Here is a 23,728-nt window from a genome sequence, read left to right on the forward strand (position 1 = left end):
AAGAACATGGGATCCCTGAATTTGTCGGCATATTTTCAGAAAACCCATGATATTCTTTTGGATGTCATGTAAATATTCTGTTTCAAGAGCCCCTGTGACCTCTATTTTTTCCTTCGCGTTCTGAATAGTAATTTGAGTTTGAACAGGGTTCCACGTGAATTGAGAAGTGCCCGTTATTGCCGCAGACCTCCTTTAACCTGTCTTCAACCTGCGTTGAAATTTCGTGCGCATCTACAATGTTCAGGTTTCTGTCCACCTCAATATGGACATCTGCAGCCATTGCGTTTCCTATCTTTCGGGTTTTTAACTCATGGAAACCCAGTACACCCTCTGTGGACATTAGAATCTCCTCAATGCTTCTGTAAGTTTCCGAGTCCAGGGAGGCTTCCAGCAGTTCGTTCAGATTTTTGTAAGAGATCTCGAAGGCTACCTTGAAGATGAAGCAACTCAATATAACGGCAGCTATCGGGTCAAGTACTACCCATCTGCCTCCAAGCAGGATTGCACCTCCAATCCCTACCATGGTCCCTATGGAAGAGAAGGCGTCAGAGCGGTGATGCCAGGCATTTGCAGTAAGAGCATCACTTCTGAGTTTTAGGGCATATCTCATTGTATAATGGTACAGCCACTCTTTTATCGCAATTGAAATGACTGCTGCTGCAAGGGCGACCCTGCTCGGAGCCGGGAGTGTTTCTCCCTGGTAAAAAGCGAGGACCTTCTGGAGGCCGCTCCAGAAAATTCCGAAAGCCACTGCAATAAGTACCAGCCCTATAAATGCAGCCGAAAGGGTTTCTATTTTCCCGTGTCCGTAATTATGTGTGCTGTCCCCCGGTTTTTTGGCAACCTTCAAACCTGCTATTACCGCGATGTCGGTCATGAAGTCTGATGTGGAATGAACGGCGTCAGCAATCATTGCTGAACTGTTTCCCACTATCCCTGCAAAAAACTTAAACCCGGTCAGCAAAAGGTTTGAAGCCATCGCAACCTTTGTCACGTAAATTGCCTGGGAGTACCGGGAATTTTCAGTCTCCTCGGAGTGAGAGAGAGCTTCATTATCTGTACCATCAGTTTCTCTCATAATTTCTCAGAAAAGCCGTAATTTATTCGAATTATTTAAAATTTCATACCTTTATTTCCTCTATTCGACAGGAAAATATAGATAAGTTATCAAAAGATATAAATATTTTCTTTCACCAGTTCCAGAATTTTCAATGTCTCATGATATTACTTTTCTATCAGATATTTGCTGTATAATTCTGATTTGCTGTATTACTTTGGGTAATATGTTTTATTTTTAAAATGATCCCCTAAAACTTTTTCTGCTAAGGCTAATTCGGTCGTGGGGTGAGTTGCCGAAAACCACAGGCCTTCGAATCTCCCCATATCTTTTCCGAACATGAGGTATACGCTTCTTTTTTCAGGTTTGGTCAATTATTTTCCCCGTAACCCTAATTTTAATGTTTAATTTTAAGTTTGCTCTGAAATATATCTCTTAAACCACTCCCCGGCTAAACGAGCAACTTCTTCCAGCGTTCCAGGCTCTTCAAAAAGATGTGTAGCACCGGGAACAATCTTCAGTTCCTTCTCAGGCATGACCATTCTGTCTAATGCCCACCGGTTCAGGTCTATTACCTGAATGTCTTCTCCCCCAACAATAAGCAGTGTAGGGGCTTTTACACACATAAGAGCACTTTCAGCAAGGTCAGGCCGCCCTCCTCTCGAGACCACTGCTTTTACAGTTTCAGAGTGCTCTTTTGCAGCTATGAGTGCGGCTGCAGCACCTGTACTGGAGCCAAAGTAACCTATGTTAAGCTTTTCAGTATCAGGGTTATGTAAAAGCCAGTTTGTCGTGTCAATAAGGCGTTTTGAAAGCAGGTCTATATCAAAACGGAGATGGCGCGTTAGCATATCGACTCTCTCTTCTTCGACTGTAAGGAGATCAAATAAAAGGGTTCCAAGGCCGCCTTTCTGAAGTTCCTCTGCAACGTACTGGTTGCGTGGGCTATGGCGGCTGCTCCCGCTTCCGTGCACAAAAACGACAATCCCCCTGGCTCCTTCAGGGATAGATAGAATTCCCTCAAGATGTATTCCGTCAATAGAAATGCGGACTTCGGCATCTCTTTTATCGGTATTCGATGGTATGTTCGTTACCCCCTGGAAAGATTTTATTTCGATGGAAAATTTCTTGCTTTATTCTGGAAAATTTCTTGCTTTACGCAGCAGTTCGCATACTTCGTCGTCCGTAGTCTGGCTGAAATCCCCATATGAGGCTCCTACCGCATAAAATGGCTCCGGTGTGGCAGCGCAGATTACTTCATCGACTTTATCTTCAAAGAACCTGCACATGTCCGGGGAAGACGTAGGGACCGCGACAACCAGTTTAGCCGGGTTTTTAGTTTTAAGGGCTTCAACTGCCGCATGCATTGTTGCCCCGGTTGCAAGTCCGTCATCTATCAGGAGTACGGTCATGCCGTTTATATTCGGTTTGGGGTGATCCCCCCGATATTTGTGCTCCCGGCGTTCAAGTTCCCTGAGTTCGTTTGCAGCTACCGTAGCAATTACACTATCCTGTATCTGGAAATACTTTACAATGTCTTCGTTCAGGACACGGATGTCGTCAGATGCAATCGCTCCCATTGCCAGTTCTTCATTGCCAGGAACTCCCAGCTTCCGTACTATGAAAACATCCATTTTTACATTCAGGGCTTTTGCAACTTCAAAAGCTACAGGGACTCCACCTCTCGGAAGTGCCAGTATCAGCACGTCCGGGCGGTTTGAGTATTTTAAAAGCTCTTTTGCCAGCCGCTTTCCTGCGTCTACTCTGTCTTTAAATATTGCCATTATTCCCTTCAACCCCCTGTTGAAACGGATTAGTCCATAAGATGAATATTAACTTATAATATCCACGTTTAATCTTTTAAATGCATGGATTTTTATAAATTAAAACTTAAACTTTCGTGCTTTCCTGGAGCAGGAATATCCAGTTTACAAAAATTAATGGAAGTAAGGGTAAAAAAGCTCAAGAGAGAAGCAAGCCCAGAATTTCATGTGAATAAAGTTTTCAAAAAATATCCCTTATATTCTCAAATTTTTGATGGTTTTGAGCAGAAACCTGTATTCAATTGAATACTCCCTATTTACAAAAATAGTTCGGAACAATTTTATATATCATACTTTTTTAAATCTATAGGGGATTTAGGGAGGTTGGGGATTGAGGGAGGCGGATTGAATATCTCAAGGTAGAGATAAACCGGTAACAATCGAGCCCTATGAAGTGATACTCTGGCTAGCCATAATTAGTGTGCTCTACCTGATTAGCCGCAGTAACTATCTGTTCTTCCATACTCTGGCGGAACTCTTCAGTGTGTATGTTGCATACGTGATATTTCTAATAGTGTGGAAATCAAGAAACCATCTGGAAAACCGGTACTTTGTATTTATAGGGATTGCTTACTTTTTTATCGGAGGACTTGATCTATTATACACACTTTCCTACGAAGGAATGGGGGTATTTCCTGAATTTGATTCAAATATACACTCCCAGTTCTGGATTGCTGCAAGGTATATGGAAAGTATATCCTTTCTGCTGGCTCCGCTGCTTTTAACAGGTTACGGTATGAAACACCTGAAAAAGAATGATAAATATATTGGAAGAGCAAGTTTTGCCTGGGAAGTCTTTCTGGCGTATGCAGGAATCACTGTTTTATGCCTGCTCTCTATCCTTGTTTTCAAAAGCTTTCCGGTTGCTTATATTGAAGGTTCAGGGTTCACCTTTTTTAAAATGGCAAGTGAATATGTAATTTCTTTTATTCTCCTCTGCTCTCTGGTGGCTCTTTACGTAAAAAGGGACAGATTTGAAAACAATGTCTTCAGATTGCTTGCAGCAGCTATTGTTCTGACAGTTCTGGGAGAACTGAGCTTATGGGTTTATACAAATGAAGGCGGATTTTTTGACCTGATGGGACATTTCTTCAAAATTCTTTCCTTTTACCTGATCTATAAAGCGATAGTTGAGACCGGATTTGAAGATCCTTTCAGCCTTCTTTTCAGGGAACTTAAACATAGAGAAGAGGCTTTGAGACAGGAAACAATTTTCCTCAAGGACGATCAGGGTTACCTGTATAAATTACTCGGTTTAAAGGAAAATCCGTTTGAAGCGGAATCGTGTGTAGAAAAGGTCCCAATAGACGAGAAAGACTACCCTTCTTTTGTGCAAAACATAGAGGGGCTTCTAGGCTTTCGGCTTGATGAGAATCTTGAACCTGTATTCATGGACGGGGCTGTTGAAGAGATTACAGGTTACAGTAAGGAAGATTTCCTTTCCCGTAAGGTCAAATGGGTTGAATTAATCCTGCCTGAATACCTGCCTCTATTTTTCGACAACATGAACAAAGCAGTTTCCAATCCGGATCTTTCCAGAGAGCTCGAGTATAAAATACGCAGAAAAGACGGAGAAACCAAATGGGTCAGAGAGGTTCTCCAGAAACTTCCGGAGCGTTCCAGGTCACAGGGAAGGACACAGGGTCTTGTCCGTGATATTACAAGACGTAAAACTGCAGAAGAAACTCTGGCAAAAATACAGGAAGCTCGGATAAAGGAAATCCACCATCGAATAAAAAACAATTTACAGGTTATCTCCTCCCTCCTCAGCCTTGAAGCTGAAAAGTTCAGTGATGAACGGACTCTTGAGGCTTTTCGGGAAAGCCAGAACAGGGTTGTCTCGATGGCCCTCATCCATGAGGAACTCTATGAAGGCAAAGGCATGGACACAATAGATTTTGCGGTTTACCTTCGGAAATTAACCCTTGACCTGTTCAACTCGTACACTGTAGAGACCAGAAAGGTCAGACTTAACCTTGATCTCGAACAGGTTTATCTTGGTATGGACACTGCAATCCCTCTTGGAATTATTGTCAACGAGCTCGTTTCAAATTCTCTAAAGCATGCTTTTCCTTCAGGCGGCGAAGATGAAATCCGAATCAACTTGCGTAGAATGGAGGATTCTACCTCAAAACCGGAAAGAGTTCCCGGCTGCCAGAACGGAAAAGTTTTCCATTACATGCTTACGGTAACTGATAACGGAAGGGGCTTTCCTGAAGAGATAAATTTCCAGAACTCTGAATCCCTGGGGCTCCAGCTCGTAAATATCCTTGTTGAGCAGATAGATGGTTGTATTGAACTTAAAAGGGACAGGGGGTCGGAGTTCGCGATCTTTTTTGATAATCCGGGGAATGAATGAGGTTCAGGTAAATGAAATCCTGATTTCTCGGAAATTTGCAGGTGTTTTCAACCGGATATAAACACGTATACTATCTTATGTTCGCGTTGAAATTTTTAACATAAAATTATTTTTTTTTTTAAAACAATTTTTTTGGTAATTAATTTAAAATAGTTACTAATATAATGTTATATTCGCGGAGTTAGGAAGTTAGTAGGTATGATAATAAGTAAAGGACTGCCTGGAGGCCATTGATCCTGCTCCGGATCAATATGCCTGGGGAGTATATACTTCGGGGCTGCTGTATTGGGGAATCCAGTAAAAGGGTTGTGGCGCCTCCGGGCTTCTTCTTATGCTGCTTTTTACTGTTCTTTTCTCTATCCGTTATTTTATATCAAAGTGTGTAAAATCAGGGATTTTCAGCCCCCTGGTATTTCAGTATACTTCAATGTAATTTGTATCAGGTCGATCAGCACCTTCAGGTAGTACACTCAAGGGGGGCAACTGCATATATCATATTGGGGGAAACACATTTAAAGTAAAGCTTCATGAGGCAGCGGTCTGGATCGCGATAATAGGCCTGCTCTACTTAATCAGCCTTGGCAACTACCTTCTTTTCCATACTCTGGTAGAGCTATTCAGTGTCTACGTTGCATATGTAATCTTTTTGATAGTGTGGAAATCAAGAGAATGCCTGGAAAACAGATATCTTATACTCGTAGGTATTGCTTTTTTTTTCATCGGCAGCGTTGACCTTCTGCATGCCCTCACATTCAGTGGAATGGGAGTATTCAGGGTTCCTGGAATTAACCTGACTATCCAGCTCTGGGTACTTGCAAGATATCTGGAAGGCATTTCCTTCTTAGTTGCCCCTCTGTTCTTAATACGTAACAGAGAATCCGGAAGCAAAGAGGCTGAAAACATGTATGGAGAGTCTCTTGAGGACTCCGTTTTTGCCTGGAAAGTTTTTCTCGTATATGCAGTAATTACTATATCCTGCCTATTTTCAGTCTTTTTTTTCAATAATTTCCCGGCTGCTTATATTGAAGGTTCAGGACTTACTCCTTTCAAAATCCTGAGTGAATACATGGTCTCTTTCATACTCCTCTGTTCTTTACTTCTCCTGTATATAACCCGGGACGGTTTTGAAACTAAAGTTTTCAGGCTGCTTGCAGCTTCCATAATCCTTACAATCTTCGGGGAGCTATCTTTTGCCCTCTATACTCATGTAGACGAATTACCAAATCTCATAGGTCACTACTTTAAACTGTTGTCTTTTTACCTGATCTACGAAGCCGTCGTAGATGTCGGATTTGAAGAGCCGTGCAGCCTTCTTTTCAGGGAACTCAAGCACAGGGAAGAAGACTTCAGGCAAAAAGCAATTTTCCTCGGGGACGAGTACAGCCATATATGCAGAATGATAGGAGTAAACAGGAGTCTTGAGCCGAATAACAAAAGCTTTGGGGATGATGAAAATCAGGAAGGTTCCCACTCTTTTTTACAACACTTTCCGGGGATAGGGTTCCAGCTTGACGAGGTCTTTTCACCGGTATCCATGCAGGGGCCTGTAGAGAAAATGACAGGTTACAGGAAGGAGGACCTCCTTTCCGAAAAAGTGAGTTTGATGGAACTAATTGTACCTGAAGATCAGCATTTGATTATTGAAAACCAGCAGAAGTTGAAATCAAATCCCAAATTTGTAGCTGAGAATGAATTCCGTATACGCAAAAAAAATGGAGAGCTAATATGGGTCAGGGAAATTACCCGGAGTATTCAGGGAAGTTCTGAAGGCTCAGGAAAATTCCAGGGGCTGGTCTATGATATCACTGAGCGAAAAGTGGCTGAAGAAGCCCTCGAAAAAATAGACCGCATCCGAATAAAAGAGATCCACCACAGGATAAAGAATAATCTTCAGGTTATCTCTTCCCTGCTTAGCCTGCAGGCGGAAAAGTTCGAAGACAGGGAAGTGATTGAAGCTTTCAGGGAAAGCCAGAACAGGGTTGCCTCCATAGCCATGATCCATGAAGAGCTTCATGGAGGAGAAAACCTGGATTCCCTTGATTTTGCGGACTACCTGCAGAAACTGACTGCAGACCTTTTCGATTCGTATCGTGTGGGCAAGGAAGGGGTAAGCCTTAAACTCGACCTTGAGAATGTCTATCTTGGCATGGATACCGCAATTCCTCTCGGGATAATTGTCAATGAACTGGTCTCAAATTCCCTGAAGCACGCTTTCTCAGATAAAAATGAAGGAGAAATCAGCATAAACCTGCACAGTAATGATGCGTCTCACTCTCTGGTCGAACTCTCCTGTTCGGAGCCGGAATTTCTGGAAAATGATGATTTCCATTATACATTGACTGTTGCCGACAACGGAAGAGGAATCCCTGAAAAAATGGACTTTCGAAATACCGACTCTCTCGGACTCCAGCTCATAACTATTCTTGTTGAACAGATCGGTGGCTGTATAGAACTTAACAGAGATTATGGGACAGAGTTCGTTATCAATTTTGGCAACTCCGAAAAATTATAATAAAGTCTGAATTTCTAAAGTCTGAATTTCGTTTCTTGAGTTGCGATTCACCCGAATTTTAAGTTTTTCTTTCGACTCCTTCTTCCTTTTACTTCTTTTCCCTTCCTTTTTTTCTTCTTTTTTTACAGGACCGTCAGACAAGCTGGCGGAGGCGCTTATATTTACTTTGTGAATTAAAACGCAGCCTCATGGGGTTAAGAAAATATTTCTTCAGCCCCCAGGGTATTTCTACAGTATATTATCTCTTAATTGCAGGATCTCTTTGCATGTTGCTTTTAATCTGGCTGACAGGCAGGTGCAGATCCCGTGCAGTGCAGGAAGAGAAAACTGAAAAATTGCCTCATTGCCCCCAGAATGGGTCAACAAATTTGTCCGGAATAGTGAATTAACCACTAGAGGGGAGCCCTGTATCTCCTCCCGGCTAGTACTTTCCAGCTAAGAACTTTCCAGCTAAGAACTTTCCAGCTAAGAACTTTTTATCTGGGTCTTACACTCCAGGTTTTTTTTCCTGCCAGTTTTTTCCCTAAGGGCCTCCCAGCTAAGGGCTTTTCAGCTATGGGTCTAGTACTCTCCGATGTATGTCCACCCCAGTTCCTTCATTTTCGAAGAGTCGCTCTCTTTTACCAACCCAACATAATACTCCTCCCCACAGAGGTATCCAAGATCGCAGCTTTCAACTATCCGTACATCGGAGATCTCTATACCATAAACGGTCCCGTAATAAGCGATTATCAGTTCTGAGGGGGTGGGAGCTTTAATAAACTGGATGTTCCCTTCTTCGTACCACTGGTCCCAGGGAGCCTTTTCTTCGGATATTAGATACTTCATTTCTACAGTGTTTTCTTCTGCCCCTGAGGTACTTGTGGTGTTATCGGTAGTATCAGGTTCTTTTTCCAGGGGTTCCTGAGTAATTTCGTCCCATTCGCCGTCGATTACGGCGGATGTCACTTTTCCCTCAGAAATGATGACTTCTATGCTGTGAGGGGTGAGAGCTTCGGTTACTATCTTGTCTGTCCTGTTTCCGTAACCGCCATGACTGCTTGTAAATGTATAGTTCAGGACATGTTGTTCCGGGACGCTCTCAAGCGCCTCATGGGTTTCCAGCTCAAGGTCAAAGCCATCAAAACTGTATGTGGGGGCGGTTTCTATCCAGTTTTCGGCTATCCTTTCAGCTTCTTCCGGAGATGTGTACATGGCATAAGCCCGCAGTTCAACAAGGGCAGAATCGACTTCCTGAAGGCCTTCAGGCATATATTCGGAATAATAGGGATCCACAGTTACGGTTTTTGTGCGGGTACCCTCAATAAGGCTGATTTCCAGAGTTCCCACGTCCGTAACCAGAGGTTGTCCTTCCTGTGGAACATAGCAGTCTTCCATCTGAAGGAACCCGTTTTCTTCAAACAGGCTGATGAGTTCTTTGAAAGCGCTTTCATTGAAGGGCTTTTCATATATTTTCTTGGATCCCCCTTCATTGTCCGAGGTTGTAAATACAACCGATGTGCTGTTTACAGTTAGCTCCTGCAGCTGCATTTCCGGAAGTGTGAACGCTCCGTACGTTTTGTGGGTTATGGTCGCATTCTCGGAGATCTCTGTCTGTTTCTCGGCACATCCGGCTACAAAAATCAACAGCAAAATCAGTAGTACAGGAATTGTTTTGTTTATCAAAATCTCCTCCTTACTTTTCCTTTTTGGATCTCTACTTCCAGGGTTGCTTTCTAAACTAAAACCTGTTCTGCGATTTGTATTTTTTAAGGATATATCTTTTTTAAGGATATATCTTTTTTAAGAATATATCTTTTTTAAGAATATATCTTTTTTAAGAATATGTTTTTTTAAGAATATGTTTTTTTAAGAATATGTTTTTTTAAGAATATGTTTTTTTAAGAATATGACTTTTTATTCTTTTTTCATCCAGATATATAATTTGTAAACATCATTTTTCGATTTTTGTCCATGTTTCTCTATATTTTCGGTTCAAATCCAAGATAACATTTATATCTGTACATTAATGATTATCTCAGTACTATAATTATTTGAAATTTTTATATTAATGATTCCTCTAAAAAATGCTTATTTACGTTAGAAGGCGCAAACCAGATGAAAATGCAACTTGTTAACCTCCTTTTATTTTCGGACAAAAGGAAGAATTTTTTATTACTGCTGACAGAAGGACCCAGAAATATTGATGAAATTCTTGATCTACTTCAGGTATCGAGGATTTCCCTACTCCCTCACATTAAAAAATTAAAAGAAGAAGGGCTGATCATTCAGAATGGGGAAGTGTATAGTCTCTCGATCATAGGTAACATACTGGTTAAAAAAGCAAGGCCTTTACTGGATGTGGTCAGTATGTTTGAGGAAAACGATTTGTTCTGGAGCCACAGGAAACTGGATTCCATTCCTTTTCATCTGTTAAAGCGGCTAGGTGACCTTAAAGGGAGCCAGCTTCTCGAACCCGGGCTAACCCACGGATTTGATCTGTTTCCTGAGCTGATCAATCATTTTACCGGTTCTTCAAAGGTTATACTCCTTTTTTCTTATTTTCACCCTCAGATCCCCTCTTTTTCCCTGGAACTCGCAAAAAGAGATATTCAGGTGCAGCTCATCCTTAGCAGGGATTCATTTGATAGGTTTTCGGAAGATTTCCGGGATACGGGAGAGAAAATCCTGGCGAAGAAAAATGCCTCTATTTTTGTGTATGTCGGAGCTCCCCTTGAAATTCCTGCATTGATTGCGATTTCGGAAAGTGCTTTGTTGATCGGGTTCTTCAATACGAAAGGGCGGTTTGAAGGGCAATACATTCTCAATTTCGAACCTCGCGCTCTGAGCTGGGGAAATGAGCTTTTTGAATACTACATGGGGAGGTCAGAGAAAGTCTGTTCAATGGATTGTTCGGACTGTAGCTCTGATGACCAGAAAGTTTCCCATGACCTGTAATAAGTCCGGAATAAAGACAAAAATAAGAGTCAGATTAAGGCAAGAATAAGATTCCGATAAGACAAGAATGAGGACCAGGATAAAAGGCAAGAATAAGATTCCGATAAGACAAGAATAAGGACCAGAATAAAAGGCAAGAATAAGAGTCCGATAAGACAAGAATAAGGACCAGAATAAAAGGCAAGAATAAGAGTCCGATAAAGGCAAGAATAAGGACCGGAATATGGACTTATGTTCGGAACATGGAGCCTTCAGTTTTTAAATATCTTTTATTCCCGAAAGCTCTTACAGGGATCTAAATGAAACGAAACTCTAAGGAATGGAAAGAAAAAAGGGCTGAATTCATTAAAGGTAAAACCTGTACCTGGTGCGGTTCCGCTGAACGCCTGTGCGTCCATACTCCCGGAGCTTTTTCTCCGGCGGAGGTCCGTTCCGGGATTTACAGTCTTGCCTATGTCAGATTCAGGGAAGTGTACAGGCAAAAGTACCAGAAATTCGAGCAGGTCCTTACCGGCAAACACCGCCATAAAAGCCATCCTGCCTGGCACAAAGCTACAACTGTTCATAAAGCCGAGCCTGACCATACCGACCTTGAAGATCAATATATCGAGGTGCTTGTTGAAGATAAGGAAGAAGGGAACTTCAAAAAGCTTTATCATGAATGGCTCGAAGAAAACGGGATTGAAGAGCTGATTGAAGAAGAAACCCGAAAAGCCGAGGAAGAATACTCCTCTTTTGAACATGCAATTGTGCTCTGCAATCGCTGTCATTTTGCGAGCCTGAAGGGTATGGAGCTCTGCCCGGTGTGCAAAAAAAAGTATAAGCCTTCAAGGTATGGGACCTGCTTTGACTGTTTGCCTGATGAGAAAAAGAACGAAGTTATGGCAAAGCAAAAGGAAAAAGAAGATTTTCCTGAGAATTCGGAGCGGTTTTCTAATAAATCATTTCCTGAAGAGCCATAGTTTCACTTTATGCTATGGTATGAATCTATTATGGTATGAATCGGGGAACGCCAGATTTTATCAGAATAGAGCCCAACCGCTTCCTCCGCATGCCCTGCAGGTTCCTGTTTCCATGTTTCCGGATCCCCCGCAGAGAGGACATATTATTGCAGGCTGGGCAACAAGCACGTTCCCCTGTCCTCCGCAGGCTTCGCAGATTCTACCATCGGCATACCCGGTTCCGTTGCAAAGAGAACATTTTTCCGGAGCATACTCTGTATCGATATAAGTATGAAGCATCCCATCACCTTCTTGATTTACCAGCACAGGGGTATTTCCCAAACAAAAGATTCTTTGATACATATTTTCAGCGTTCTGGATTAAAAAATCTTGCAAAAAGATAAAAAAGAAAGTGTTATAACGTAATTGCCGGATTTTAGTTGACATCTATCTTTTTTCCGTATACGTCTTTTCAAATATTCTTATAAATGTTTCGGGGATATGTAATGTTTTAAGCCTTTTCTCCGGTTAAAAATTCTGCCTGTAAATTCTCCTCTTTTCATTTGCCTGTTTCTGGAAGGCTTTAAACCGCAGGAGCCGGAATTTCGCTCTATTCGAGGCCTTTTGCCAGTCCGACATTTTCTGACCTGAAGGGAGCTTTTCAGTGGAATATTTTTTTCCTGTTCTTTCTTGATAAATTTTATTGATAACTTCCCCTGATGGTAACATAAAATAATATTTTTAATGATTCCAGTAGTTTTAAGTAACATTAAAAAAATAATAATCATCGAGGGAGAGGTCTTAAAGTTCTGTCCCGGGGGACAAGGACTTTAAAATATATGTCTCTTACTTTTGGGAGTTGGGAATATGGTTAGTCGAGATGATCCACAATTTTTGTCGGCAAGCACAATAAAGAGAGACAAGATCCTTAATAGAGCAGGAGAGCATATTGGGAAAATTGAGGAATTAATGATCGATCTTCAGGACGGAAGTATCGCGTACACAGTGCTTTCTTTTGGCGGATTTCTGGGTATGGGCAATAAGCTGTTTGCACTTCCCTGGAAAGCTCTGTCGCTGAAGGTGCATGAACATACCTTCGTACTTGACGTCAACAAAGAAGTGCTGGAACAGGCAGAAGGTTTTGATAAAGACAAATGGCCATTAGCAGACCGCGAATGGCTCTCCAAGACATACGCTTACTACGGATACGAGCCTTACTGGCAGCCTGGAGTGGAGGGGCAGGCCGGAGTAAGGACAGAAAGTACAGCGGCAGGTACAGAAATCCCGGATTTTTTGTCATCAGGCACGATAAAAGGGGATAAGGTCATCAATAAGGCTGAAGAGCACCTCGGGAAAATCGAGGAATTAATGATCGACCTCGAAAATGGTAGAGTCGCGTACGCAGTGCTATCTTTTGGCGGGTTTCTGGGTATGGGTGACAAATTCTTTGCTATTCCCTGGCAGGCTCTTCAACTAAAAGTGCACAAACACGCCTTTGTACTTGATGTGCCTAAAGAAACCCTGAAAAAAGCAGAGGGCTTTGATAAAGATAACTGGCCTATAACTAACCGTGAGTGGCTTTCCACTATGTATGGCTACTACGGATACGAGCCATACTGGCAGTGGGAACGAGAACGAATCGAGAGCCGGCCAGGTAACATTTAAAACCTCTTTAATTTTACAAACAGATAAAAGCATCAGCCTTACCGGCAAATCGGGAGGTTGGGAAGAAATTGATCGGAGGAAAGATTTTAATATTGTACGGGGGACGCAGGCTTTAAAATGTACCTCCTCCGAACCAGGGAGTTGTGAACATGGCAGATGGAAAGAATCCAGATTTTTTGTCAGCAAACACACTGAAAGGGGATAAGGTTGTCAATAGAGCAGGAGAGGATATTGGGAAGATTGAAGAACTAATGATTGACCTCCAGGACGGTAGAGTCGGATATGCTGTACTTTCGTTTGGGGGATTCCTGGGTATGAGCGATAAATTCTTTGCTATTCCCTGGCAGGCCCTCCAACTGAGAGTGCATGAGCATGCTTTCTTACTCGATATTCCTAAAGAAACTCTTGAAAATGCAGAGGGTTTCGACAAAGATAACTGGCCTCTAACCACCCGGGAGGGACTCTCCAGAACCTACACTTACTATGGATGCCAGCCATACTGGCAGCCTGGAGTGACAGGAAAAACTGGAAGAGTTCCGGGGAAGGTGGAACCGGAAAGGGAAGCGCGGATGGAAAGCACGGCAGCTAGCGAGGGTCCCGAATTTTTGTCAGCGAGTACGATAAAAGGGGACAAGATTATCAGTAGCACCGGGGAGGATATTGGGAAGATTGACGAATTGATGATTGATCTCGAAAATGGTAGAGTTGCATATGCTGCAGTCTCCCATGGCGGGTACCTGGGTGTAGGAAGCAAATTCTTTGCTATTCCCTGGCAGGCTCTCCAACTGAAAGTGCACGAGCATGCTTTTGTTCTTGATATTTCTAAAGAGACTCTTGACAAGGAAGAAGGCTTTGATAAGGACAATTGGCCTCTAACTCGTGAGAGGCTCTCCAGAACCTACACCAACTATGGATACCAGCCTTACTGGCAGATCGTAGCTGCAGAACAACCAGAAGTTTCTACAGGAAAGATCAGGCAAGCTGGAGTTTCGGCAGGAGTCATTAGAGGGACAGAAACAGAGAGGACTGATGTAGTAGAAACTGATGAAGAGATAAGGGTGCGTCAGGAAAGGGAAAGACTGGAAGGACTAAGAGGCACGCAGGAAGAGAAGTTATCGCAGCTAGAGAAACAGCAGATGGAAAAAGAGAAGCAAGCAAAGGCTGAGAGAGAAAGACTGGCTCAGCTGGAAAGAGAACGTATTGAGGCAGAAAGGCAGGCAGAGGCCGAGAGAAAAAGACTGGCTCAACTGGAAAGCGAGCTGCAGGAAGCAAGAAGGCAGGAAGAGACCGAACGAGTGACCAGGCTAGAGAAAGAACTGAAGGAAGTACAGGCACAGGAAGAGATTCGCAGGGAGAGGCTGGTCCAACTGGAAAGAGAATGTACGGAGGCGAGAAGACAGGCAGAGGTGGAAAGAGAAGGGCTAGCTCAACTGGAAAGTGAGAGAACCGAAGTGGAGAGGCGGGCAGAAGTCGAGAGAGAGAGGCTGGCTCAATTGGAAAGAGAGAGAACTGAAGTGGAGAGGCGGGTGGAGGCTGCCGGTAAAGAGATCCCGGACTTTTTGTCAGCAAACACGATAAAAACAGACAGGGTTGTCAATACAGCTGGAGAAGACCTCGGAAGGATTGATGAATTAATGATTGATCTCGATAACGGTAGGGTAGCGTATGCAGTCCTTTCTTTTGGCGGATTCCTGGGTATGAGCGATAAGCTGTTTGCTATTCCCTGGAATTTCCTTACATACAGAGCGCACGAACATGCTTTTACCCTTGATATTCCCAGGGACGTCCTGGAAAGTGCAGAAGGCTTTGACAAGGATACCTGGCCTCTGACTCGTGAAGAACTCTCCGGGGCCTACACTTACTACGGGTACCAGCCCTACTGGCATAGAGAAATGGCGGAACGAGCCGGAATGCCCGGGGGGGCGGAATCGGAAATGATGACCCGGGCAGAAAGAAAGAGGCACGAACAACTAAAAACCGCAGAAGAGATAATGGCGCAGCAGGATAAAGAAAGAATAGAAAAGCAGGAAGCAACAGAGACAGACAAAGAGAAAAAAGAGAGGTTAGAAAGAGAACGCATGGTCGCAGAAAGGCGGGAACACAAATATCAGTAATTGATACATCGGGGAGTACCATATGTCTCTCTGAGTTTATATTCTGCGTATCAAATTCTCAGTCCCTGTTAAAAGCCGTGCAAGCAGGGACTTTTTTATCTCCACCGCATCGTTAGGGCAGAGTTCCCGGCAGCAGTAGCACAGGATGCATTTTTCCGGATTGATCCTGTAAGTTCCGTTTTTTTGCCGTTCCACCGCCTTGGGGGAACAGTTCAAATAGCAGGTTCCGCATTGAGTGCATTTTCTCTGGTTGATTCTGGGATAAATTGTATAATATTTGCCGAGGCTGCGCTTAAGAAAAGCAGGGGTTGTACTGACCCCTCCGCTTGATGGCTTGAATTTTGTTTTGACTTCTTTTAATGGCTTTCCTGCCACCACAGGGCACTGGTTTCCGAAACCTTTCTTCAGGGCTCCTGCTGTAGTGGGGATTTTGATAGGGTCAAAGCCAATCATTTCCGCTGCAACAATATCCAGGGAAACACAGTCCCTGCTTGCCAGAATTACCCCCGAGTTTACAGGAATTCCGTGGGAAGGCCCGTTTCCTTCCATGCCCCAGATCCCGTCCATGACCGAAAAAGAGGGTTTGACAACAGAGTAAACATCGGCAACGGCTTCGCCAAAAAGTTCCCTTTTTCCGAGGAGGTGCATTTCTTTTCGGCATTTCAGGGGCAGGGCTCCGAAGAAATTCTTGACCGCACCCGTGTAATACGTAAGTTCATGGGTTTTCAGTTTCGGAAGGGATATTACGACATCGGCCTCAAGAACAGGGTTTGCAATATATAATTTCCGGAACTGAAGCGGCTCCGGGACTTCTACCAGGGTAAAGCCTGCAGTTTCAAAATTCACTACCTTTGCTCCGGCTTTTCGGGCAGCCTCTTCTATACCCGAAGTCTTCAGGGCTATTGCCGTAGCCCCGGGTTTTGATATGCCTGCTCCGTCTCCAACTACCGGTTCCCCTCCTGCGGAGAGCACGAATTCACACATTGCTGCTACAACCGAAGGATGGGTGGTTGTGGCAGCTTCCGGAGGGCTGGCTGTAAGGATGTTTGGCTTGAGAAGTACGCTGTTTCCGGGCTCAATTATGTCTTCAATGCCTCCCAGAAGATCAAGAGCTTTAGCTATTGCTTCTTTAGTATCCGAATAATCAGGGCAGGAAACTATGGAGACTTTGTTCATTGCTAAAAAATAAATGGAAATAATTATTGAATTCTTTTCCGGTTCCAGTTTCTTCTCAATTTCTCGGTTTTCGGATCTCTCTTTATAAAGGGTTTATCTGTTTTTCAGGCCCATTATTGAGTCGATTTCTTCAGCTATACTTTCCAGTTCGTCGAGTATCCTTTCCGAGTCCTTCCGCATCTCCTTCACTGCAGCTTTCAGGCTGCCTCCTCTCAGGTAAATCAGACGTTTTTTTCTGTAAAGGAGCCCGGAGTCATTGAGGTTCCGGAGATGATGGTTGACCCTTGAGATTTTCATATCAAGGTCTTCAGCCAGAGCTTCCGAGGAGCTGACCCTCTCGTTTGAGAGCTTTTCAAGCAGGCTGAAGATTATCCTGTTGGCTGTGTTTTCGGTATCTCTGCCCGAAGAAAAGCCAAAACTGTCACAGAACCAAAACAGGTCTTCTTCAAGGCTCTTGATCTGGGGTTTTTCAATGTTTCTGAGGATAATCTGCTGAACCATCTCTGTATTCTTTTAGAGATTCATGTATATATAATTTATTTTGATTTGTCGATATCATATCGGTTTTTTTGAAATTATTCTTATTTTACTGATAAAATATCTCCTGTTCCCCGGTAATTTTTAAATATAAGTTTTGCATTATATGCAGATAGTTGGGTGCTTAAAGCCCAATACATTCATCAATTCCCATGCTGACCTGTACCAGTGAATGTTCAGCTAATATTGAGGTCACTTACATATAAGGAGGAACAAAGAGTGATTATCAGACCTATTGGCGAACGAGTTTTACTCAAACACCAGAAGAAAGAAGAAGTGACTAAAGGTGGGATCTATATCCCGGAGTCTGCCCGGCAGGAGAAAAAAGAAGGAATCGTCATAGCTGTGGGGACTTTTGAAGATGGAAAGGAACTCCCCCTGAAAAAGGGAGATCACGTAATTTACGGGGGATACCAGGCTGATGAGATTGAGATCGATGACGAAAAATACATTTTTGTCGATTTCAAGGATATCCTGGCAACCGTTGTTGAAGAATGATTTTGAATGAGGCCGCTTCTGAAAATACTACCTCAGATATCTCGCGGAGGTCAGGTAAACCCTGACCCGGATAAATCATGAATCAACTTAGTAAGAATGTTTGATCGGAATTCAGGTGAATACAGATGGCTTCAAAGCAGATAATGTTTGATGAGAATGCAAGAAAAACCCTCTTAACCGGTGTGGACAAAGTTGCAAATACTGTTAAGATCACCCTGGGCCCCAAAGGCCGCTACGTTGTGCTGGACAAAAGCACAAAACCCGTGGTCACAAATGACGGGGTCACCATTGCAAAAGAAATAGAGCTCCATGATAAGTTCGAAAATATGGGGGCAAAGCTTGTCAAGGAAGTTGCTTCCAGGACCCAGGACAACACAGGAGACGGGACAACTACCGCAACCCTCCTTGCCCAGAGCATGATCCGGGAAGGCTTAAAAAACATCAGTGCCGGGGCAAACCCTATTGAAGTCAAGAAAGGGATCGAGTTTGCAACGGAAAAGGTTGTCGAGTATCTCAAGAACAAGAGTGTGGAGGTTAAGGGCAAGGACAAGATCATACAGGTAGCTACCGTTTCCGCAAACAATGACGAAGAAATAGGCAACCTGATCACCGATGCTATGGAAAGGGTAGGTTACAATGGGGTAATCACGGTTGAAGACTCAAAGACCATGGAGACCAGCCTTGATGTGGTTGAGGGGATGCAGTTTGACCGCGGCTTTGTCTCCCCATACATGGCACTCGATACTGAAAAAATGAACTGTGAATTCGAAGACCCCTATATCCTGATTACGGATAAGAAGATCAACAGCATGAAGCAGATCGTGCCCGTGCTTGAAAAGGTAGCTTCCGAAGGCCGGTCCCTATTGATTATTGCTGAGGACGTCGATGGGGATGCCCAGGCAGCTCTGATCCTTAATATCATCCGCGGATCCCTGAGGGTCTGCGCTGTAAAAGCTCCGGGCTTCGGAAACGAGAGAAAGGAGATGCTCGAAGACATTGCCGTCCTGACCGGCGGGCAGGTTATCAGTGAAGAGAAAGGCATGAAGCTTGAAGAATTCAGTGACTACATGCTCGGAAGTGCCAGGAAGGTCACAGTTGACAACAATAAAACCATAATCGTGGAGGGCAGGGGCGATAAGGAAAAGATTGAGGAGAGGGTCAGGATCATCGAAGCCCAGGTCAATATTGCCGAAGCCGACTACAGAAAGACCGAGCTTAAAAAGCGCCAGGCAAAGCTGGGAGGCGGTGTCGCGGTAATCAAAGTGGGAGCTGCAACCGAAACCGAGCTCAAGGAAAAGAAGATGAGAATTGATGATGCCCTGAACGCCACAAAAGCTGCAGTTGAAGAAGGTGTGGTTACGGGAGGAGGAGTCAGCCTCTTCCGGGCAGCTGCAACCCTAGATTCCCTCAGCCTTGGTGGTGACAGGCAGGTGGGCGTAAAGATCGTCCAGAGGTCCATAGAAGATCCTGTCCGCCAGATCGCTGCAAACGCGGGCAGAGAAGGCGCCGAGGTTGTGGCAACCATAAGAGCCGAGTCCAGCGAACGCTTCGGGTACAATGCAAAGAGAGATGTCTTTGAAGACCTTTTCGAAGCAGGTGTAATCGACCCGACAAAAGTGGTAAGAAGTGGGCTTCAGAACGCTGCCTCAATCGCAGGCATGGTGCTCACGACTGAAGCTCTTGTAACCGATTTTGATGAAGAAAAGGACGACAGGACAGCTGCAATAATTATCTGATTGCAGTATTTTTTTCTCTCTTTTTTTCTTCTTTTCTTTTCTTTTCCTCTTCTCTTCTTTTAATTTTTATTTTCATTTTTCTCTTCTCTTCTTTTAATTTTTATTTTCATTTTTCTCTTCTCTTCTTTTAATTTTTATTTTCATTTTTCTCTTATTTTTCTTTCTTTCCCTTCCTTTTCCTTTTTCCTGACTTCATTCTTCCTTTTCCCTAATCACCATAAGCCCCTTAACTTTCTCTTTTTCTCTGAAAAGAACTGAAAACCTTTTTCTGTTATTAGCGCAATATGTTCGTAAAAACATAACTCTCAATATTTATATCTGTAGATCTGTAGTCGAACTGTTATACTTCCAATAATTATTCGTAATCATTCTATTCTCTCTTATCATCAGGTTCATTACTAAAAACGCCCCCTGTCAGAAAGGTGAAAGTAAAGATGCTTGAAGTCTACTGTGATTCGTCCTATAATGAGGGTGAAGACTCCTACATCGGTTGTGTGGTGCTACGGGATGGTATGCAGCTCCACCAATCAACAACTAAAGTCCCGGGTCATCCTCAGAACAATCTTGAATGTGAACTTTCGGCCCTTAACTTTGCCATCTCTCTTGTCAGGACTTTTTCAGCAGGCGATACCGAAATAGTCGTCTATAACGATTCGACCGAAGCCGTAAAAGCTTTCCAGGGAAGGGTGAAGCAGGTAGAAAAGGAGTTTTCGGGGTCCAGACTCAGCTTCGAGTATATTCCCCGGGAGAAAATGAACCAGGCAGCTGCAGACAGCCTCTCTAAAAAGTTTCCTGTTTTTTTCTCGAGCACGTCCACATCCGAGGTGGAGTCTTTTTCGAGGCGGGAAGACGTTCTTTTAGATATTGCCCGGAATGGAAGCAACGTTTTTTATCTGGAAAAAGTTCCGGAAATGTCTACAAATAAAAAAACCTGCTATAGATTGATAGTTCGGACAATGGAAAAGATCCTTTCCGATGACATGATCTATCCGGTAAAAAAAGGAGGCCCTGGAACTCAGATAAAGGCTGCGGAACAGATTCGAAAAGACTTTTCAAACCCTGAAGTTCTTTCTTTTCTGAAATCAAAAGGTGTCAGGCTTGAAAACTCTTACTTCCTGCTCACGGACGAGACCTGGGGGCTTCGGGGTACGGACAGTCAGGCTTACTCCATTCTGCCCTCTTCCATTCCCCACAGGGTCATATGTGATGAAGTGGACAGGTCAGCCCAGAACCTTTTCAGAAGAGCCGAACGTTTCAGGTAATTATCCTACTCCGAAAACCCATTTCTTATAGCCCCTCTCTCCGGAATCCAACACCGGCGTTGTAAAAGTTGAAGTATTCCCTTTATATGTGTTATACAACCCTTAAACCCAAATTTAACTTCTGAGAATCCATGAAATCCATAGATTACAAAACACAGATTTTACTAGCAGTTTTCATAAGCTCTCTGCTCCTCGGAAATCTCCTTGGGAGTAAGCTAATTGAGATCTTCGGAATTGTAACCTCTGTCGGCTTATTCGGATATCCGGTTACTTTTCTTATTACGGATATAGTAGAAGAGGTTAGAGGAAAAGAAATAACAAAGATCTTCGTACATGCAGGCTTACTTTCACTCTTCATTGCCGTACTTTTCGTATTTGTAAGTACGGGCTTCCCCTCCTCTTCTCTGTATCCTCATAGTGAGGCTTATAATAGTGTTTTCTCAAACTCTCTGCGGATTATCCTGGCAAGTATGACCGCTTTTGTTATAAGCCAGTACCATGACCTCTGGGCTTTTAATTTCTGGAGGCAGAAGACAAATGGCAGATGCCTCTGGTTTAGGAACAATCTTTCAACAATTGTTTCCCAGCTGATTGACTCTATTGTTTTCACGTTTATCGCTTTCTATCACGCCACTCCCGAGCTTGGGGCAGTCCAGATTTTTTATATGATCGTGCCTCTCTGGGTCCTTAAAGTGGGTTTTGCTCTCCTTGATACTCCATTTGTATATCTTGGAGTCCGGTGGCTTGCTCCTGAAAGTATGGACGATGTCACCTATCTTGGAGAAAGCCTGGAGACAGGTCCGGTTAATGGTTAAAAAGAGGGGGTTCCTGAAACCAGCTTCAAAAGAGAAGGTTCCTGAAACCAGCTTTGATCCGGAAGTGACCCGGGGATACATTTTCGGGTCTTGAATCCCAATGCTTATGGATATCCCCGTCCTATACCTCTATATTAACGGGGGTGCTGATTATGGCAGACCATCCTGAGATAGAAATAGGGCAGGCAAGGATTGATATTCAAAGTAATGAAGAAAATTCCGAAAAGACTTATGAAAGAAAGACTGAAGAGCAGGAAAAGTCAGGTAAAGAACCCAATAAAGGAGTCCCCCCTGAAGAATTCTGTATCTCCTGTATGGATATTCCTGAGGAACAGCGTAAGGGCATGGTTCTGGAGATCCAGCAGGTAGCTGAAAGGCTTCTGAAGGCCCATAGGGTTATTAACGAACCTAGAGACCTTTTAAAGGGGGAGTGGTTCCTCAAACTGCAGAAGCCGAAGTTCGAAAAGAAACTGGTTCTTGCAAAATCCGGAGAGGAAGTCTTTATAGGTTTTTATAGCTATAAGGAAGAAACTCCTGTTCCCGATCCCAACTTCGTTTTGCTTTCTCAATACGGCGTCTGGTACCCGCAGAGAATAGAGGAAAAATTTGAAGAAACGGTTGCCTCCTTCTTTACGGGAGCTTATGGGGATTACGATTTTCTCAATATCGTCCCTGAAAACGTTGAAAAATTCCAGGCGTCTCAGCGTGATTTTGCAATAATGATTGAAGACCAGGGCTGGGACGGACAGGACGTGGAGGTAGTTGAAAAAATCATGCCGAAAGATTAAGTTTCTCTGAAAACTTATGTCTCGCTAAAAACTCATGTATATTTGAAACTCAAGTTTTTATAGAATCTATCCCATTCAGAGCGTTCGCTTTTTCTTTTCACCCTCTTCCGGGAATTTGTTTTTCTTTTCTGCTCTCTCATTTCTTATTCTTTGTTTTTCCCACAGAATATTTAAATATTGAAAGCATACGCAGTTTCAGGTACATACTCAGTGATAGTATTTACTCAACGATGGTACATATTTGACGATATTCCTTGCTTTTCCCTTGTGGCTTTTATAGTAATCGCTTTTCAGAAGGTCTTTTATGTTTTCGATAAATTCCGAATGCATCCTTTCAAAACAGTCCGAAGATATCCCTCCTTTCTATGTGATGGAAGTACTGGAAAGTGCCAAGGAGCTGGAAGCTCAGGGCAGGCATATAATCCACCTTGAGGTCGGAGAGCCTGATTTCCCTACTGCTCCCCATATATGTGAGGCTGCCTGTGCTGCTATTGGAAAGGGGCTTACAAAGTACACCCACAGCCAGGGGCTCCCTGCCCTCCGAGAGGCAATAGCTGAATCTTACTACCGGAAGTTTGGGGTTGACCTTGACCCTAATCAGGTTATCGTTACTTCGGGGACAAGCCCCGGGCTCCTGATGGTTTTTATGGCTTTGCTTGAAAAGAGGGACGAAGTAATCATGTCGAACCCTCACTATGCCTGCTATCCGAATTTCGTAAAATATCTGGGCGGGACCCCTGTTTTTGTCTATACAAGCGAGGCAAACGGCTTTGCCCTTGAACCGGAAACCGTAAGGCAGTGCCTGAGCCCTAACACCAAAGCCATTCTCATTAACAGCCCTTCAAATCCCGGAGGGCATGTTATGTCTCCAGATACTTTGCAGGGCCTTGCCGCAATAGCAGACGAAAAAGGAATTCCTGTCGTTTCGGACGAGATCTACCAGGGCCTGATCTACAGTGGAGAAGAACACAGCATCCTGGAATATACCAAAAATGCCTTTGTCCTGAACGGCTTTTCCAAACTTTATGCGATGACCGGCTGGAGGCTCGGTTATATTATCTGCCCTCCCGGATGTGTGCGTGCGATTCAGAAAATTCACCAGAACTTCTTTATCTGCGCTAACTCCTTTGTCCAGGAAGCAGGCATTGCAGCCCTCAAAGGTTCCCAGGAACATGTTGTCGAGATGGTCCAAATTTACAATATGCGTCGCCAGTACATGCTAAAAAGACTTCTAGGTATGGGGCTTGAAGTTCGAAAAGAGCCAATGGGAGCCTTTTATGTCCTTGCCGATGCTCGCAAGTTCGGCAACGATTCCCTTGAACTGAGCCGCAGTATTCTCAATGAAGCAGGCGTGGCAGTAACTCCCGGCGTAGATTTCGGAAACGGGGCAGAAGGCTACCTGCGCTTTTCCTATGCCAACAGCCTTGAAAACATTGCAGAGGGTATGGACCGTCTGGAGGCTTTTCTGGAAAAAGAACTTGATGGATGAGAACTCCGGAATTCGGAAG

21 protein-coding genes are annotated in these 23,728 nt (G+C 43.7%); 13 read left to right on the plus strand and 8 right to left on the minus strand.

Annotation, left to right across the window (positions count from 1 at the left end; all coding sequences use genetic code 11):
* Positions 1 to 82: 82 nt before the first annotated feature.
* The 4 genes from MA_RS03245 to MA_RS03255 all read right to left on the minus strand — a co-directional run bounded on the left by MA_RS03245 (position 83) and on the right by MA_RS03255 (position 2,841).
* Positions 83 to 1,078, minus strand: coding sequence for a cation diffusion facilitator family transporter (locus tag MA_RS03245; protein WP_011020666.1), 996 nt, complete (start codon positions 1,076 to 1,078; stop codon positions 83 to 85).
* A gap of 191 nt (positions 1,079 to 1,269) precedes the next feature.
* Positions 1,270 to 1,431 carry a hypothetical protein gene (locus MA_RS26470; RefSeq protein ID WP_157860091.1) on the minus strand — a complete coding sequence of 54 codons (162 nt, stop codon included), beginning with the start codon at positions 1,429 to 1,431 and terminating at the stop codon, positions 1,270 to 1,272.
* Positions 1,432 to 1,467: 36 nt separating this feature from the next.
* Positions 1,468 to 2,175, minus strand: coding sequence for a dienelactone hydrolase family protein (locus MA_RS03250; protein ID WP_342636689.1), 708 nt, complete (start codon positions 2,173 to 2,175; stop codon positions 1,468 to 1,470).
* A gap of 15 nt (positions 2,176 to 2,190) precedes the next feature.
* Positions 2,191 to 2,841: a phosphoribosyltransferase gene (locus MA_RS03255; protein ID WP_048064926.1), complete on the minus strand. Its 651-nt coding sequence runs from the start codon at positions 2,839 to 2,841 to the stop codon at positions 2,191 to 2,193.
* 84 nt (positions 2,842 to 2,925) lie between these two features.
* On the opposite strand from MA_RS03255, the gene MA_RS26475 reads away from it, so the two are divergent.
* From MA_RS26475 to MA_RS03265, 3 genes are all read left to right on the plus strand, one after another.
* Positions 2,926 to 3,126 (plus strand): hypothetical protein, encoded by a 201-nt coding sequence (locus MA_RS26475; protein WP_157860092.1) that lies wholly within the window; start codon positions 2,926 to 2,928, stop codon positions 3,124 to 3,126.
* A 148-nt stretch (positions 3,127 to 3,274) separates the two neighbouring features.
* Entirely contained in the window at positions 3,275 to 5,239 is a 1,965-nt protein-coding gene (locus tag MA_RS03260; protein ID WP_011020667.1) for an MASE3 domain-containing protein, read from the plus strand.
* A 544-nt stretch (positions 5,240 to 5,783) separates the two neighbouring features.
* Positions 5,784 to 7,751: an MASE3 domain-containing protein gene (locus MA_RS03265; RefSeq protein ID WP_394295999.1), complete on the plus strand. Its 1,968-nt coding sequence runs from the start codon at positions 5,784 to 5,786 to the stop codon at positions 7,749 to 7,751.
* 561 nt (positions 7,752 to 8,312) lie between these two features.
* On the opposite strand, the gene MA_RS03270 is transcribed toward MA_RS03265, so the two are convergent.
* Positions 8,313 to 9,416 (minus strand): hypothetical protein, encoded by a 1,104-nt coding sequence (locus MA_RS03270; RefSeq protein ID WP_011020669.1) that lies wholly within the window; start codon positions 9,414 to 9,416, stop codon positions 8,313 to 8,315.
* A gap of 438 nt (positions 9,417 to 9,854) precedes the next feature.
* On the opposite strand from MA_RS03270, the gene MA_RS03275 reads away from it, so the two are divergent.
* Both MA_RS03275 and MA_RS03280 read left to right on the plus strand, forming a co-directional pair.
* Positions 9,855 to 10,688 carry a helix-turn-helix transcriptional regulator gene (locus tag MA_RS03275; protein ID WP_011020670.1) on the plus strand — a complete coding sequence of 278 codons (834 nt, stop codon included), beginning with the start codon at positions 9,855 to 9,857 and terminating at the stop codon, positions 10,686 to 10,688.
* A gap of 299 nt (positions 10,689 to 10,987) precedes the next feature.
* Positions 10,988 to 11,650 carry a hypothetical protein gene (locus tag MA_RS03280; RefSeq protein ID WP_011020671.1) on the plus strand — a complete coding sequence of 221 codons (663 nt, stop codon included), beginning with the start codon at positions 10,988 to 10,990 and terminating at the stop codon, positions 11,648 to 11,650.
* A 60-nt stretch (positions 11,651 to 11,710) separates the two neighbouring features.
* On the opposite strand, the gene MA_RS03285 is transcribed toward MA_RS03280, so the two are convergent.
* Complete coding sequence (locus MA_RS03285) at positions 11,711 to 11,929, minus strand: transcriptional regulator (protein WP_048066120.1); 219 nt, start codon at positions 11,927 to 11,929, stop codon at positions 11,711 to 11,713.
* Positions 11,930 to 12,496: 567 nt separating this feature from the next.
* Between MA_RS03285 and MA_RS03295 the strand changes: the two genes are divergently transcribed.
* Positions 12,497 to 13,294 (plus strand): PRC-barrel domain-containing protein, encoded by a 798-nt coding sequence (locus MA_RS03295; RefSeq protein WP_048066121.1) that lies wholly within the window; start codon positions 12,497 to 12,499, stop codon positions 13,292 to 13,294.
* A 149-nt stretch (positions 13,295 to 13,443) separates the two neighbouring features.
* Positions 13,444 to 15,408 (plus strand): PRC-barrel domain-containing protein, encoded by a 1,965-nt coding sequence (locus MA_RS03300; protein WP_048064929.1) that lies wholly within the window; start codon positions 13,444 to 13,446, stop codon positions 15,406 to 15,408.
* Between the two features lie 36 nt (positions 15,409 to 15,444).
* Here the strand turns inward: MA_RS03300 and MA_RS03305 are convergent, their stop codons facing one another.
* Both MA_RS03305 and MA_RS03310 read right to left on the minus strand, forming a co-directional pair.
* Positions 15,445 to 16,584: a DUF362 domain-containing protein gene (locus MA_RS03305; RefSeq protein WP_011020676.1), complete on the minus strand. Its 1,140-nt coding sequence runs from the start codon at positions 16,582 to 16,584 to the stop codon at positions 15,445 to 15,447.
* 93 nt (positions 16,585 to 16,677) lie between these two features.
* A complete protein-coding gene (locus tag MA_RS03310; RefSeq protein ID WP_011020677.1) occupies positions 16,678 to 17,085 on the minus strand; it encodes an ArsR family transcriptional regulator in 408 nt (135 codons plus the stop codon).
* 255 nt (positions 17,086 to 17,340) lie between these two features.
* Between MA_RS03310 and groES the strand changes: the two genes are divergently transcribed.
* From groES to MA_RS03340, 6 genes are all read left to right on the plus strand, one after another.
* Positions 17,341 to 17,619: a co-chaperone GroES gene (gene groES, locus MA_RS03315; RefSeq protein WP_011020678.1), complete on the plus strand. Its 279-nt coding sequence runs from the start codon at positions 17,341 to 17,343 to the stop codon at positions 17,617 to 17,619.
* 125 nt (positions 17,620 to 17,744) lie between these two features.
* On the plus strand, positions 17,745 to 19,355 hold the full coding sequence (gene groL / locus MA_RS03320) for a chaperonin GroEL (protein ID WP_011020679.1): 1,611 nt from the start codon (positions 17,745 to 17,747) through the stop codon (positions 19,353 to 19,355).
* 434 nt (positions 19,356 to 19,789) lie between these two features.
* A complete protein-coding gene (locus MA_RS03325) occupies positions 19,790 to 20,617 on the plus strand; it encodes a hypothetical protein (protein ID WP_048064930.1) in 828 nt (275 codons plus the stop codon).
* A gap of 131 nt (positions 20,618 to 20,748) precedes the next feature.
* A complete protein-coding gene (locus MA_RS03330; protein ID WP_011020681.1) occupies positions 20,749 to 21,432 on the plus strand; it encodes a queuosine precursor transporter in 684 nt (227 codons plus the stop codon).
* A gap of 152 nt (positions 21,433 to 21,584) precedes the next feature.
* Positions 21,585 to 22,220, plus strand: a complete 636-nt coding sequence (locus tag MA_RS03335; protein ID WP_048064931.1) for a hypothetical protein — start codon at positions 21,585 to 21,587, stop codon at positions 22,218 to 22,220.
* Positions 22,221 to 22,524: 304 nt separating this feature from the next.
* Complete coding sequence (locus MA_RS03340) at positions 22,525 to 23,709, plus strand: pyridoxal phosphate-dependent aminotransferase (protein ID WP_011020683.1); 1,185 nt, start codon at positions 22,525 to 22,527, stop codon at positions 23,707 to 23,709.
* Positions 23,710 to 23,728 lie beyond the last annotated feature (19 nt).

Source organism: Methanosarcina acetivorans C2A (assembly GCF_000007345.1).
Classification (GTDB): Archaea; Halobacteriota; Methanosarcinia; order Methanosarcinales; family Methanosarcinaceae; genus Methanosarcina; species Methanosarcina acetivorans.

What these genes read in the sequence shown, in the direction of transcription:
- MA_RS03245 (WP_011020666.1), bottom strand. Translation starts at nt 1,078, where the DNA reads ATGAGAGAAACTGATGGTACAGATAATGAAGCTCTCTCTCACTCCGAG.
- MA_RS03255 (WP_048064926.1), bottom strand. Translation starts at nt 2,841, where the DNA reads ATGGCAATATTTAAAGACAGAGTAGACGCAGGAAAGCGGCTGGCAAAA.
- MA_RS26475 (WP_157860092.1), top strand. Translation starts at nt 2,926, where the DNA reads ATGGATTTTTATAAATTAAAACTTAAACTTTCGTGCTTTCCTGGAGCA.
- MA_RS03275 (WP_011020670.1), top strand. Translation starts at nt 9,855, where the DNA reads ATGCAACTTGTTAACCTCCTTTTATTTTCGGACAAAAGGAAGAATTTT.
- MA_RS03280 (WP_011020671.1), top strand. Translation starts at nt 10,988, where the DNA reads ATGAAACGAAACTCTAAGGAATGGAAAGAAAAAAGGGCTGAATTCATT.
- MA_RS03285 (WP_048066120.1), bottom strand. Translation starts at nt 11,929, where the DNA reads ATGCTTCATACTTATATCGATACAGAGTATGCTCCGGAAAAATGTTCT.
- MA_RS03295 (WP_048066121.1), top strand. Translation starts at nt 12,497, where the DNA reads ATGGTTAGTCGAGATGATCCACAATTTTTGTCGGCAAGCACAATAAAG.
- MA_RS03300 (WP_048064929.1), top strand. Translation starts at nt 13,444, where the DNA reads ATGGCAGATGGAAAGAATCCAGATTTTTTGTCAGCAAACACACTGAAA.
- MA_RS03305 (WP_011020676.1), bottom strand. Translation starts at nt 16,584, where the DNA reads ATGAACAAAGTCTCCATAGTTTCCTGCCCTGATTATTCGGATACTAAA.
- MA_RS03310 (WP_011020677.1), bottom strand. Translation starts at nt 17,085, where the DNA reads ATGGTTCAGCAGATTATCCTCAGAAACATTGAAAAACCCCAGATCAAG.
- groL (WP_011020679.1), top strand. Translation starts at nt 17,745, where the DNA reads ATGGCTTCAAAGCAGATAATGTTTGATGAGAATGCAAGAAAAACCCTC.
- MA_RS03325 (WP_048064930.1), top strand. Translation starts at nt 19,790, where the DNA reads ATGCTTGAAGTCTACTGTGATTCGTCCTATAATGAGGGTGAAGACTCC.
- MA_RS03330 (WP_011020681.1), top strand. Translation starts at nt 20,749, where the DNA reads ATGAAATCCATAGATTACAAAACACAGATTTTACTAGCAGTTTTCATA.
- MA_RS03335 (WP_048064931.1), top strand. Translation starts at nt 21,585, where the DNA reads ATGGCAGACCATCCTGAGATAGAAATAGGGCAGGCAAGGATTGATATT.
- MA_RS03340 (WP_011020683.1), top strand. Translation starts at nt 22,525, where the DNA reads ATGTTTTCGATAAATTCCGAATGCATCCTTTCAAAACAGTCCGAAGAT.